This window comes from Saccharomonospora glauca K62 (genome assembly GCF_000243395.2).
GTDB classification, from domain to species: Bacteria; Actinomycetota; Actinomycetes; order Mycobacteriales; family Pseudonocardiaceae; genus Saccharomonospora; species Saccharomonospora glauca.
Map to the genome: position 1 here is coordinate 2,680,472 of NZ_CM001484.1, position 12,152 is coordinate 2,692,623.

The 12,152-nt window shown below is 71.7% G+C and carries 10 protein-coding genes; 4 read left to right on the forward strand and 6 right to left on the reverse strand.

The window, feature by feature from the left end; genetic code table 11:
* Positions 1 to 228 precede the first annotated feature (228 nt).
* Positions 229 to 735: a universal stress protein gene (locus tag SACGLDRAFT_RS12545; RefSeq protein ID WP_005465106.1), complete on the reverse strand. Its 507-nt coding sequence runs from the start codon at positions 733 to 735 to the stop codon at positions 229 to 231.
* A 252-nt stretch (positions 736 to 987) separates the two neighbouring features.
* Between SACGLDRAFT_RS12545 and SACGLDRAFT_RS12550 the strand changes: the two genes are divergently transcribed.
* The 3 genes from SACGLDRAFT_RS12550 to SACGLDRAFT_RS12560 all read left to right on the forward strand — a co-directional run bounded on the left by SACGLDRAFT_RS12550 (position 988) and on the right by SACGLDRAFT_RS12560 (position 5,716).
* The gene (locus tag SACGLDRAFT_RS12550) at positions 988 to 3,801 is read left to right on the forward strand and encodes a patatin-like phospholipase domain-containing protein (protein ID WP_005465107.1); all 2,814 of its coding nucleotides are present in this window, start codon (positions 988 to 990) and stop codon (positions 3,799 to 3,801) included.
* 184 nt (positions 3,802 to 3,985) lie between these two features.
* Positions 3,986 to 4,498, forward strand: coding sequence for a hypothetical protein (locus SACGLDRAFT_RS12555; RefSeq protein ID WP_005465108.1), 513 nt, complete (start codon positions 3,986 to 3,988; stop codon positions 4,496 to 4,498).
* Between the two features lie 69 nt (positions 4,499 to 4,567).
* Positions 4,568 to 5,716, forward strand: a complete 1,149-nt coding sequence (locus SACGLDRAFT_RS12560; RefSeq protein ID WP_005465109.1) for a cysteine--tRNA ligase — start codon at positions 4,568 to 4,570, stop codon at positions 5,714 to 5,716.
* Positions 5,717 to 5,720: 4 nt separating this feature from the next.
* On the opposite strand, the gene SACGLDRAFT_RS12565 is transcribed toward SACGLDRAFT_RS12560, so the two are convergent.
* From SACGLDRAFT_RS12565 to SACGLDRAFT_RS12585, 5 genes are read right to left on the reverse strand one after another with little or no spacing between them, the layout of a single operon-like run.
* On the reverse strand, positions 5,721 to 7,040 hold the full coding sequence (locus SACGLDRAFT_RS12565; RefSeq protein WP_005465111.1) for an ABC transporter substrate-binding protein: 1,320 nt from the start codon (positions 7,038 to 7,040) through the stop codon (positions 5,721 to 5,723).
* Positions 7,037 to 8,098 (reverse strand): branched-chain amino acid ABC transporter permease, encoded by a 1,062-nt coding sequence (locus tag SACGLDRAFT_RS12570; RefSeq protein ID WP_005465112.1) that lies wholly within the window; start codon positions 8,096 to 8,098, stop codon positions 7,037 to 7,039. The genes SACGLDRAFT_RS12565 and SACGLDRAFT_RS12570 overlap by 4 nt, the downstream gene beginning before the upstream one ends.
* Entirely contained in the window at positions 8,099 to 8,977 is an 879-nt protein-coding gene (locus SACGLDRAFT_RS12575; RefSeq protein WP_005465113.1) for a branched-chain amino acid ABC transporter permease, read from the reverse strand.
* Between the two features lie 30 nt (positions 8,978 to 9,007).
* Positions 9,008 to 9,775, reverse strand: a complete 768-nt coding sequence (locus tag SACGLDRAFT_RS12580; RefSeq protein ID WP_005465114.1) for an ABC transporter ATP-binding protein — start codon at positions 9,773 to 9,775, stop codon at positions 9,008 to 9,010.
* On the reverse strand, positions 9,772 to 10,581 hold the full coding sequence (locus tag SACGLDRAFT_RS12585) for an ABC transporter ATP-binding protein (protein ID WP_005465115.1): 810 nt from the start codon (positions 10,579 to 10,581) through the stop codon (positions 9,772 to 9,774). The genes SACGLDRAFT_RS12580 and SACGLDRAFT_RS12585 overlap by 4 nt, the downstream gene beginning before the upstream one ends.
* A 296-nt stretch (positions 10,582 to 10,877) precedes the next feature.
* Here SACGLDRAFT_RS12585 and SACGLDRAFT_RS12590 point away from each other — a divergent pair, with 296 nt between their 5' ends.
* The gene (locus SACGLDRAFT_RS12590) at positions 10,878 to 12,137 is read left to right on the forward strand and encodes a PucR family transcriptional regulator (protein WP_040919937.1); all 1,260 of its coding nucleotides are present in this window, start codon (positions 10,878 to 10,880) and stop codon (positions 12,135 to 12,137) included.
* Positions 12,138 to 12,152: the final 15 nt, after the last annotated feature.

Genomic DNA, 12,152 nt, shown 5'->3' on the forward strand with positions numbered 1-12,152 from the left:
GCTCGGTGTGCCCCACCGGCCGGGGAAGGACCACGTCGTCCTCTCCCTCCGGCGCACCGCTTCCGGTGCGGCTTTTCGACACGTGGGAGGGCGGCGTCCGGCGCCGAGGACCGCCGAGAGCGTCCGGGTTTGCCGAGGTGACCGGCTCGGCAAACCCGGACGGCCGTCCCGAGCCTCCCTCGGACCTCCCGCTCGTCGAGGAGCCCTCCGCGGGGTCGAACGCCGCGGTCAGCTGTTTCGCGGCGGGCCCGCGGACGAGATGTTCTCGTCGACCAGCCACTCGTCCGCGCTCTCCGGTGTCTCCATGGCCGGAGGCACCACGACCACCGGCACCTCGGCGTGCTTCACGCACGCGCTGCTGACCGAGCCCATCAGGGCTCGACGCACCCATTGCCCCGCCCGGCGCGCGACCACGAGCATGGCCGCTCCCCGCGACACCTCGATCAGCCCCGCGGCGGGAGCGCCTTCGACCACCATCGGCACGATCCGCGGCAGTCGGTCCCGGCCACGGGTGGCCTCCGCGATCGTGGCGTCCAGTTCACGGGCGTGACGCGCGCGGATCTTCTCGACGGGGTGCCACGGCGGTTCCCTGGTGAGATCCACCGACCACACGACGACGGCGTGCACGGGGCAGTCGCGCACCAGGGCTTCGTCGATGGCCCATCGCAGCGCCTCGCGCGCGGCCGTGGAACGGTCCACACCCACCACGATCGGTTTGTTCGCCTTCCTCGCCATGCGATCTCCGTTCGTCGCGGGCCTACCTCACCGCGCTTCCCCTTCGTGAGCGATCCGAAACCCCGGCCGTATAGGCCGTTATACGAGTTGAGCACGGTGTCACCGGACGGCGTCCGTCGGGGGACTCGGTTCCGCTCATTCGGCCGTGTCCTCGACCGCCGCGATGGTGAGACCATCCCGACCAGACCTGGTGACGAGGGCACGGCCCGCATGATCGACACTGGAGCAGACGAGCCGAGGAGAGTGACAGGTATGTCGGTGCCGGGTCCCGTCCGCCGAGACGTCCCGTCGCGCCCCATCGCTGCCGTACTGGCGCTGGCCGCCATCGCGCTCACCGTGGTGGGAGGCTGGTTGCACACCGGCAGCGCGCTCATCGCCGTGGAGTTCCCCACTCCCGACGGGCCGAGTGATCCCGACGCGATCACGTCCGGCGCCGCGTGGGGATTCGCGCTCGCCGTCTGCTACGGCGTCGGTCTCTACCTGGGCACGGCCGCCGCGGGCTGGGTGTGGCGCACTCCGCCGGCCCGAGCCGCCGTCCGGTTCGGGGTGACCGCCACCGTCGTGGCCGTGGTGACCCACCTGTTCGAGAACGTGGTGTTGCTGCTTTCGGGAGGGGAGATCACCCCGGACTCCGTGCTCGCGCACTGTGTCACCGCGCTCGCCGTGGTGAAGTACTCCGCGTTGGGTCCCGCGGCGGTCATCGCGGTGCTCGGGGCGACGGTGCTGGTGGGGCGGTGCGTGACCCATTCGGCCAAAGAGCTGGAGCGGCGCGCCGACCACGTGCTCACGAGCATTCCTCCCCGTCCCATCGACCCGGACGATCCCCCGCTGCCCACCGATTCGGACGCCCGCGCCACCCGCTGGCGCCAGGCGTACACCGTGCCCGACGTCCGCCCCGACGTCGTGAGCAAGCGGTGGCACAGAGGGGAACACACCACCGGATTCTGCCTGTCGGGCGGCGGCATCCGGGCCGCGAGCGTGGCGCTCGGCGTCCTGTCCACGCTGCGGGAGGAGCTGCTCGGCGCACGGTACCTGGTGTCGGTCTCGGGCGGTGGCTTCACCGCCGGAGCATTCCAACAGGCCCTCACCGGCGCGGGGTCGCCACCACCGGGTGGCACCGTCGAGCGCGACCCCGAGACGGTCTTCACCGACGGCACCGCCGAGCTGAACCACATCCGACGGCATTCCAGCTACATCGCCGACACCTCGGGCGAGGTGCTGGCGGCGCTCGGCCGTATCGCCCGTGGGCTGGTGCTGTCCCTGATAGTCCTCTTCGGACCCGCACTCGTTCTCGGCGTCGCCGCCGGATGGTTGTACCAGCGGGTGCCGCTGACCTCGCTGTCCGGCGACCCGCTCAGCTATCCCACGCCCCGGCTCGGCGCCGCCGTGGCCGTGACCGTGCTGGCGCTGTGCGCGTTCCTGTTCGGACTGGCGGCCCGGAGCGAGAACACACGGCGCGCGGTCGTCGCGCGACTCGCCACCGACTTCGCGGCGCTCGCCTGGATCGTGTCCGGGATCGCGGTGGTCGTGCCCTCACTCGCCTGGGTCTCGGCGTGGTTGCTGTCCCGCACCGACGTGACCGTCGACGTCGGCGCCCCGGTGGGGGCGGTGGCCCTGACCTACCTCAGCGCCGTGTCGGCGATGGCGTGGCGCCGGCGGGCCCGGTTGCGCCGGTTCGGCTTCCTTCGTCGAAGCGGTGGTTCGAAGCCGCTCGCGGCCGTGCCCGACGGGCTGCTGCGACGGCTGCTCGTCATCCTCGCCACCGGTGTGCTCGCCCTGCTGTGGTTGCTGCTGCTCGGCGCCGCCGTGATGACCGAGGGCCGGGCCGACGCACTGTGGACGGCCGCCGCCACGCTCGTCCTGGTGGTCGTGCTCGGCGGGGTGTTCGACGTGACGTCACTCAGCCTGCACCCGTTCTACCGCGAGCGGCTGGCCCGTGCCTTCGCGGTGCGCGTGATGCGGAGACACTCCGACGGCCAGGTGGTGGCCGTGCCCTACGACCCGGCCGAGACCACCACGCTCTCCGCCTACGGCGCGGTGGCCGAGGGAGTCCGGTTCCCCGAGGTCGTCTTCGCCGCCGCCGCGAACCTGAAGGGCGAGCACCGCACCCCGCCGGGGCTGGGTGCCGTGTCGTTCACCATGAGTGCGAAGTGGACCGGCGGCCCCGACGTCGGGTGGGTGCGTACCGACGACCTCGAACGCATCTCGGGCACCCGGATCCGCCGTGACCTCACCGTCCAGGGTGCCGTGGCGCTGAGTGGCGCCGCGTTCGCGTCCGCGATGGGGAGGCTGAGCCGCTGGTTCCAGGTGCTCCTCGCGGTCTCCGGGGCGCGGCTCGGGGCGTGGCTGCCGAACCCCGGCTTCGTGCGGCAGGCACGGGAGGCGGCCCGGCGGGGCGACTGGGCGTACCCGTGGCTGCCGAAGGTCCGGCGGCTGCCCTACCTGGTGCGCGAGGTGTTCGGCAGTCACCGGCACTACGACCGGTTGCTGCACATCAGCGACGGCGCCCACTACGACAACCTGGGCCTGGTGGAGCTGTTCCGGCGCCGCTGCACCCGCATCTACTGCATCGACGCGAGCAACGACCACCCGCCCTCGGCGCGCACGCTCGCCGAGGCGCTCGAACTCGCCCGGCAGGAGCTGGGTGTCCGGGTGGAGCTGCACGAACCGTGGTGCGTCGACCCCGGCTCGGCCCGGCCCGACCTTCCGGGGCACCCGCTGGCCGACCGCATGGCCGTCTCCCCCGTCGTGACCGGCACCGTGTACTACCCGCCCGAGAGCGGCCTCGACGAGGGGGTCACGGGGGAGCTGATCGTGGCCCGCGGGGTGTTGTGGCCCGACCTGCCCTACGCGCTGCAGTCCTATGCCGTCCACCATCCCGAGTTCCCGAACGACAGCACCGGTGATCAGTGGTTCGACCACGGCGAGTTCGCCGCCTACACCGAGTTGGGCAGGCAGCTGGGAGCGGCCGTGCGGGCCCACACCTCCCCGGTCCCGCCCGGTGTCTGCTCGCGACCGCGCCCCGACGGCACCACCACCGTGCCCTCCGCCGCCGAGCGGAATTGACCATCCGCCAACTCCGGAATGGACCCGAGGTAGGGTGTCCACGGCTGGTCTCCGCTCGGTCGCGGTGTGTGACGCCCCCATGTTCCGAGGGCTCGACGCGGGCGGGCGGATGCGGCAAGATACTGGCCTCCGGCCTCGCCGACCAGCCGGCGCCTGATGGGAAGCGACCGTGGAAGGATCTTCTGTGAATTCCCAGACCGCCCAGCTCGACGACCTCCGTCTGGTCGCGCTGCCCAGTGCCATCAAGTGCACCGAGCTGTTCGTCCGATTCTCGCTCACCGAATGGTCGTTACGTGAGCTGTTCGACGAGGCGGCGGACGTGGCCCGGCAGTTGGTCGAGGCCGTAGTGGAGAGAACCGACACCTCCTCCCCCGGCTTCGTCACCGTGCGGCTGCGGTTGTCGGGAAACTGCCTCGTCGTCGAGGTGGAGGACGACCAGCTCGACCACATCCACGACGACGCGCCCGTGGTGGAGGGCCACCCGACCGGCGCCGTGCCCCTGGAGGGCCGGGGCAAGCTGGTGTGGTGCGAGATCCCGCTGCCCGACGGGGTGACGGCCGAGCAGGTGCGGCTGCCTCGCCGTGCCGAGCGCCGGGTCCGCACGGTGCCCGAACCTGCCCCCGACGCCGAGCCCGCCACGCCCGACCCCAGCGTCGTCGACCGCATCCTCGTGGGGCTGCAGAACCGCGAGTGGTGACCGCCCCCGTGCCCTGAGCCCGTTCGCCGTCGAAGCGCGAGGTGAGGCCGCAGGCGCGACGATGGGGCCATGACGTTCGAATCGATGACCCGCTGGCGCCCCGCCACCGGCGCCACGGCGCTCACGCTCGACGGTCGGGTGACGACGCTGCTCGACCGCGCCCGCGTCTACGCGTGCGGCATCACGCCGTACGACATGACGCACCTCGGTCACGCCGCGACGTTCGTGTGGGTGGACACGCTGCGGCGCGTGCTGCGCACCCTCGGTGTGGAGCCGATCCTGTGCCGCAACGTCACGGACGTCGACGACGTGATCGACGACGCCGCCCGCACGGCAGGGGTGCGGTACGACCATTTCGCGGCGCTCCAGGAGTTCCGCTTCGAGGAGGACATGTCGGCGTTGCGAGTGCGCATGCCCGACCACGAGCCGAGAGCGCACCGTTACGTCGACGCGGTGATCCGGTTGGCCGGTGCGCTCGCCTCCTCGGGTGCGGCGTACGTGCGGGACGGTGGCGTGTACTTCCGGGGCAGGCACGTGGTGGCGCGGTCCGGGCTCAACGAGGAGACGGCCCTGCGGCTGGCGCGGGAGTACGGCGGCAGGCCCGACGACGCGACGAAGGACGACCCGTTCGACGTCGCGGTGTGGCAGCCCGCCGAACCGGGCCATCCGGTGTGGGACTCACCGTGGGGTCCGGGCCGGCCGGGGTGGCACGCGGAGTGCGTCGCCATGGCGGTGTCGACGTTCGGGCCGTGCGTGGACATCCACGCGGGCGGCGCCGACCTGCGCTTCCCGCACCACGCCTACCACGCGGCGATGGCCGAGGCGTACGCGGGCGTGTCGCCGTACGCGCGAGCGTGGTTCCACGTCGGCACGGTGCTGGCCGACGGCGTGAAGATGGCCAAGTCGCACGGGAACTGCGTGTCCGTGCAGGACCTCCTGCGCGACTACGCGCCCCCGGTGGTGCGGCTCGCGCTCATCGACCGGCCGTGGGCGGAGTCGTGGGAGTACGCCCCCGGAGTCCTGGACATCGCCGCCGCGAGGCTGGAGGACCTGTACCGGGCCGCGGGCCGGGGAGGCGGGCACACGGACGACACCGGCATCGAGCACATGCGGCAGCTGCTCGGCACCGACCTCGACGTGCCCGCCGCGCTGGACGTCGCCATCGAACGTGGCGGGACCGCGGCCCGCGTCCTGACCGCCGCTCTCGGCCTGTCGTGACCCCTCAGTTCACCGGCTCGACGTCGGGGACCCCGTCCTCCGGCGGTGGGGCGTGTTCGGAGTCCGACTCGGTGATGGGCGCGTCGCCGTTGTCGGTCAGCAGGACGGGCGTCAACGCCTCGGTACCGTCCTCGACGATCTCCACGACCCGCACCCCCGACACCCCCGCGTGGGAGTCCTCCGAGTAGCGGAAGGGCGCGAAGGTCGGGCCGGTGAGGTCCCCGCCCACGGTCTCCAGCGCCCGCACCAGGCCTTCGCGGGTCGGCTCGGGGCCCGCGGCCTGTAACACCTGCACGAAGGTGTACGCCTGCGCCATCCCGTAGATCCGGTAGTTGGTGAGTTCACCACCGTCGCCGTGTTCGTCCCACACCCGCTGCCACAGCCGCACCCACGGGTCGTCGGTGTCCTCGACCCCGGCGAGGTACTCGGTGGTCAGCGCGCCCTCCAGCGAACTGGCGTCCTCGACCTTCCCTTCGGAGAACCGGGCCAGCAGCGATCCGACGAGCTGGGAGTCGGAGCCCACGTTGCTGTAGACCCACTGGGGCCGGTAGTCCAGGCGCTGCGCCGAAAGCTGGCTGAGCGCGGTGAAGGAGGGCACGGTGAACCCGACGACGATCTCGGCACCGGCGTCCTTCAAGGCACTGATCTGCGGGGTGATGTCGCCCGCCGTCGGGGCGTAGCGCTGCGTGGTGACGATCTGCGAGTCGACGTACGCCCGGACACCTTTCTCGCCGTCCTCGCCGAAGTCGTCGTCCTGCAGCAGCAGGCCCACCTTGGCGTCGGGGTAGTGCTCGGCGAGGTACTTGCCGAGGATCTTTCCCTCGATCTCGTAGTCGGACTGCCAGCCGAACGTGCCCGGATAACGGTCGGGCTGGTCCCACAGCAGCGAGCCGGAGGACACGAACAGGTCGGGCACCTCGTTGTCGCGGAGGAAATCGAGCACCGCGCTGTGGGTGGGGGTGCCCAGGCCTCCGACCATCGCGAAGATCTCGTCGTTGAGCACCAGTTCGCTCGTCACCTGGCTGGTGTTGGTGGGGTTGTAGGCGTCGTCCTTGTAGAGGTATTCGATGATGCGGCCGTGAACCCCTCCATGGGCGTTGACGAAATCGAAGTAGGCCTTGGCGCCGGTGGGGATCTCGCTGTAGCCGGGCGCGGCGACGCCCGTGAGCGGGAAGTGGGCGCCGATCCTCACCGCCTCGGCGGTGACGCCGGGCTGGGAACCGCCCGCTTCCGCGTCCTGCCGTCCGCCCGCGCCGCATGCCGACAGCACCAGCGCCGCGGCCAGCCCCACGAGTGCCACCCGTGGTCTCGACGTCGCTCTCATCCGTCATCCTTTCCGTTCCGTACCCGGTTCCACACGCGGCGACCGAGTCCGGCCACTCCCGACGGAGCGGTGAGCATCACGGCCACCAGCACGATCCCGTAGATGAGGGGAGCGAGTTGCGCCGCCCGGACGGCGGTCAGGCCGAACTCGGTTCCCAGGTCCGTCACCGCGGGTGGGAGGAACACCAGCAACGCGCTGCCGAGCACGGCGCCGGTGAGACTGCCGAGCCCACCGACCACCACCGCCGTGAGCAGTGACAACGACAGCACGAGGGTGAATCCGCTGGGGGCGGTCAGCCGCACCACCAGCGCCAGCACCGATCCGGCGAGTCCGGCGCAGGCGGCGCTGACCACGAACGCCAGGACCCGTGCCCGCCCGAGGTGGATGCCCGCCAGCGCGGCGGCCACCTCGTCGTCCCGTACGGCCCGCCACGTCCGCCCGTACCGGCTCGTCACGAGGTTGGCCAACAGGTAGAGGACGAGCAGGAGAGTTCCCCAGGCCACGTAGGCGAGGAACTTCTGGTGTCCCAGGTCGGAGCCGGTGAGGAAGAACATCGCGTCGTCGAACCACCGCGCGGGTCGCGGTGTGTTCACGCCGAGCCCCTGCTCGCCCCCGAGGACGTCGTCGAAGTGCACCGCCAGTCCCGGTACCCCGACGGCGAGCGCGAGGGTGGCGCCGGCGAGGTACGGGCCCTGCAACCGGGCCGCGGCCGCGCCGACGACCGCGCCGACGAGCGCGGTGAGCGCCGCGGCGGCGAGCATGGCGATCCCGAACGGCAGGGTTCCGTCGCGCAGCAGCAACGCGGTGGCGTACGCCCCCACGGCCATGAGGGCGCCGTGTCCGAGGGAGATCTGGCCGTTCAGTCCGGTGAGCACGGTCAGCCCGGCGGCCGCGATCGCGTAGTAGGCCACGGCCGCGAGCTGGGCGTGCCGGAACGGGGAGATGTTCTCGCACACCAGCACCACGACCACCAGCGCGAGGGCCGCGGCGAGGGCGTGGCGTACCGGGGGCGACGACGGGAGGAGCCGTCGCCGAGCACCCGTGGTCGACTGGCTCATTCAGACCTTCCTCTCGGTCGTACGGCCGAACAGTCCCCGAGGTCGGACGAGGAGCACCACGACGAGGATTGCGAGGGCCGCGAGCGCCACGAGTTCGCTGCCGAGGTATCCGGACACGTAGGACAGTGCGAGTCCGATGAGGAGTCCACCGACCACCGCACCGGGAGGGCTGTCGAGCCCGCCCAGCACGGCGGCCACGAACCCGAACACGATCACCGGTTCCATGTAGGCGGGGTGGATCAGACTTCCCCCGGCGATGAGCAGGCCGGCCAGCGAGCCCACGACGGCCGCCAGCGCCCATCCCAGCGTGAGCATGCGCCCCACGCGGATTCCGAGCAGTCGGGAGACCTCCTCGTGCAACGCGGAGGCGCGCATCCGTAGCCCGAGATCGGTGAGCCGGAACAGCGCCACGAGCGCGAGCATCACCGCGAGGACCGCGAGCACGACGAACGCGTCGAACGGGGTGAACGCCACCGTGGTCCCCCCGACGGAGAACCCGGTGAGCGGAAACGGTGCCGGGAAGGACTCGTAGGCGGAGCCGAACAACACCGCGGCCAGCGCCTGCAGGGCGACGAACAGCCCGAGCGTGACGATGACGGCGTTCAGTTCGGGACCTTTCTCGACCGGACGGACGACCACGCGCTCCAGCACGGCTCCGAGCACGAGTCCCGCGGCGAGCGCGACCGCGAACCCCACCCAGTACGGCAGGCCGCTTTCGATGACGACCAGCGCGAGGTAGGTGGTGAGCATGCCCATCGCGCCCTGCGCGAAGTTGACGACGCGGGTGGAACGCCAGATCAGCACCAGCGCCAGCGCGAAGGCGGCGTAGACGGCGCCCCGGCTGATGCCGTTGAGGGTGAGGTCGACGAATCGCTGCATGCAGCTCTCCGGGGTCGGGAGGGAACGGGGTCAGAAACCGAGGTAGGCGTGGCGGAGTTCGTCGTCCGCGGCGAGCGTGGCGGCGTCCGCCCGTGCCACCACCCTGCCGAGGTTGAGCACCACGCCGGTGTCGGCGATGGACAGCGCGCTGCGCGCGTTCTGCTCGACGAGCAGCACGGCGAGTCCCTCGGTGTCGACCAGGTCGCGCAGCACCGCGAAGATCCGGGAGACGACCCGAGGGGCGAGGCCGAGCGACGGTTCGTCCAGCAACAACACCTCGGGTGCCGACAGCAGCGCGCGGGCGATCACGAGCATCTGCCGCTCGCCGCCGGACAGCGAGTGCGCGGCGTGTCCCACGCGCCGCCGCAGCGGCGGGAACAACGAGTACACGTCGGCGAGCGTGGGCGGGGTGCGGGATGCCGAACGGAGAGAGCCGAGCAACGAGCCCAGGCGCAGGTTCTCCTCCACCGTCAGCTCCGTGATCACTCCCCGCCCCTCGGGGACGTGGGCGATCCCGGCCCTGGCGACGTCCTCGGCGCTGGCCTCGGTGAGGTCCACCCCACCGAGTTCGACCCGGCCCGCCTTCGGCCGGAGGAGTCCCGACACCGTACGCAGCAACGTCGTCTTGCCCGCGCCGTTCGCTCCCAGGACGGCGGTGACGCGGCCGGGAGGGGCGGTGAGGTCCACGTCGTCGAGCGCGATGACCGGCCCGTAGCGCGCGGTCAGTCCCCGCACGCGCAGCGCGGCCCGAGTGCCACCGTCCTCACGGGTGGAGCGGTCGTCCGGCGTGCCGCTCATGCGCGTGCCTCCTCCCCCAGGTACGCCGCCACCACGGCGGGGTCGGTGGCGATCTCCTCGGGCGGTCCGGAGGCGATCACCTTGCCGAAGTCGAGGACGGTGATCCGGTCGCACACCGACATCACGAGGTCCATGTGGTGGTCGACGAGCACGACGGCCATCCGGTCGGACAGCGTGCGCACGAGGTCGCCGAGTTCGTCCATGTCCTCGTGTCCGAGCCCGCTCGCCGGTTCGTCCAAAAGCAACAGTTCGGGTTCCGAGACCAAGGCACGGGCCAGGGCCACGCGTTTGCGCACGGGGTACGGCAGGGCCTCGGGCGACGCGGTGGCGTGGTCGTGGATGCCGAGCTCCCGCAGCACCGCTTCCGACCGGGCCCGCAAGGCTCGTTCGTCGGCCGTCGAGCGGCGCAGTCCCAGCAGCGCGGAGAGGAAGCCCGAGCGGCGGAACCGGTCGGCCCCGACCATGACGTTCTCCAGCACGGTGAGCCCTCGGAACAGTCCGAGCCCCTGGAGGGTGCGTGCGATGCCGAGGGAGGCCAGCCGGTGCGGGCGGGGATGGGACACCGGTTCGCCACGCACCCGGATCTCACCCGAGTCGGGGCGCACGAATCCGCAGCAGACGTTGAACAGGGTCGTCTTGCCCGCGCCGTTGGGGCCGATCACGCCGTGCACCTCTCGGGGCAGGGCCGTGAGCGAGACGGCGGAGAGCGCGGTGAGGCCGCCGAAACGTACCGTGACGTCCCGGAGTTCGAACAGGGGTTGCCTCGGCGGTGCGCCGCCGGTGTCGACCGGGTGTCGGTGTCGCACGTTCGCACCTCCCGTCGCTGGCCTCGTCGCCAGCCCGTCCGTGGTCGGGGCAGCAACAGCCTCGTGCCGGACGTCCAACGGCGGCCATAGGCGCACCGCCCAGCGTTTGGCGAAAGAACTGGGCGGACCGCCCGATTCCGGCGCCGGTCGGCGAGAAGACCACGGACCCGGCCCCCACGCTCGTGCCGCGTGCCCGGCAGGTCGCGGGGCCGAGCGCCCAAGGGCTGTCGCCTCGTTTGTGCGGAACGCACGAAAGTGCTGGACGCGGCGCCACCGGCCGTGCCATGGTCACGAGGATGACGACGGCAGCGGGCCACCCGACGAACGACGAGGTCTCCTCGTCGGCGAGGACCGCCCTGCGCGTCCTCACCACCGCGATGCTGGAGGACCTCGACGCCCTCGCGGACCGGCTCACCCTGATGGTGTTGCGGGCCGAGCCCTCCTACGCCGAGCTCGGGGTGTCGGCTCCAGACGACCTGCGCGAGAACCTCAAGGCGAACCTCGAACGCGGCGTCCAGGCACTCGGCGGGTTCGTGCCGGACGGCGTCGATCCCAACGACACCTCCCGTGAGACCGGCCGCAAACGCGCGAGGGAGGGCATTCCGCTGGAAGCCGTACTGCGGGCGTACCGGCTGGGTGGCCAGGTGATCTGGGAAGGGTTGCTGTCGACCTCGCGGGACCGGTTCCGGGGCCGCTACGACCGGGAGCTGCTGGACGCCTCGGGCTGGGGCTGGCGGGTGATCGACGCGGGTTCGGCGGCGCTGGTCGACGCCTACCGACTGGAGGAGTCCCGGCTGCGCAGCCGGGAGTTGAACAAGCGCCACGCCTTCCTCGGAGCGCTGTTGGATGGCCGGGGCAAGGACGCGGCCGTCGCGCAGGAGGCCGCCACGGTGCTCGGGTTGCCGACGTGCGGGCCGATGCTGTGCGTGGTGGCCCCGGTCGACGCCCCTACCGACGAGCCGCTCCGGTCGCCGAGGGACACCCTCGCCTCGCACGGCCTCGTGTCGTCGTGGCACGTGCGTCCCTCCGACATCGTGGGGTTGGTCGCGCTCGGCGATCGCACCGCGGCCGAGGCGTTGGACGCCTTACGGCCCGCGGTGGCGGGCCGGGTGGGCGCGTCCCCGGTGATCAACACGCTCGGCCAGGTCGGCGACGCCTACACGCTGGCCCGCACGGCGGCGAGGACGCTGACCGGACCGGGGGTGGCGCTTCTCGACGAGCACCTGCCCGAGGCGTTGCTCGTGGGCAGTCCCGAGTTGACGAGCCGACTGACCCAGGTGGCCTTCGGGGACCTGCTCGCCCTGCCCGAGCAGGAGCGGGAGACGTTGCTGTCGACACTGGACGCGGTGATCGACAGTGGTGGCTCCCCCACCCGCGCGGCGCAACGGCTCTACTGTCACCGCAACACCGTGATCTATCGACTGCAACGCATCGAGTCGGTCACCGGAAGGTCGGTGTCCGACGCCCGCGACCGGTTGTTGTTCGCGCTCGGGCTGTTGGCCGTGCGTCGCCTCGCCCCGCGTGACGAGGACCGGTGGGGTTCGTCCGGTCGCTGAGCCCACACCGACACA

What these genes read in the sequence shown, in the direction of transcription:
- SACGLDRAFT_RS12570 (WP_005465112.1), bottom strand. Translation starts at nt 8,098, where the DNA reads ATGAGCCAGTCGACCACGGGTGCTCGGCGACGGCTCCTCCCGTCGTCG.
- SACGLDRAFT_RS12575 (WP_005465113.1), bottom strand. Translation starts at nt 8,977, where the DNA reads ATGCAGCGATTCGTCGACCTCACCCTCAACGGCATCAGCCGGGGCGCC.
- SACGLDRAFT_RS12560 (WP_005465109.1), top strand. Translation starts at nt 4,568, where the DNA reads ATGACGTTCGAATCGATGACCCGCTGGCGCCCCGCCACCGGCGCCACG.
- SACGLDRAFT_RS12580 (WP_005465114.1), bottom strand. Translation starts at nt 9,775, where the DNA reads ATGAGCGGCACGCCGGACGACCGCTCCACCCGTGAGGACGGTGGCACT.
- SACGLDRAFT_RS12590 (WP_040919937.1), top strand. Translation starts at nt 10,878, where the DNA reads ATGACGACGGCAGCGGGCCACCCGACGAACGACGAGGTCTCCTCGTCG.
- SACGLDRAFT_RS12545 (WP_005465106.1), bottom strand. Translation starts at nt 735, where the DNA reads ATGGCGAGGAAGGCGAACAAACCGATCGTGGTGGGTGTGGACCGTTCC.
- SACGLDRAFT_RS12565 (WP_005465111.1), bottom strand. Translation starts at nt 7,040, where the DNA reads ATGAGAGCGACGTCGAGACCACGGGTGGCACTCGTGGGGCTGGCCGCG.
- SACGLDRAFT_RS12550 (WP_005465107.1), top strand. Translation starts at nt 988, where the DNA reads ATGTCGGTGCCGGGTCCCGTCCGCCGAGACGTCCCGTCGCGCCCCATC.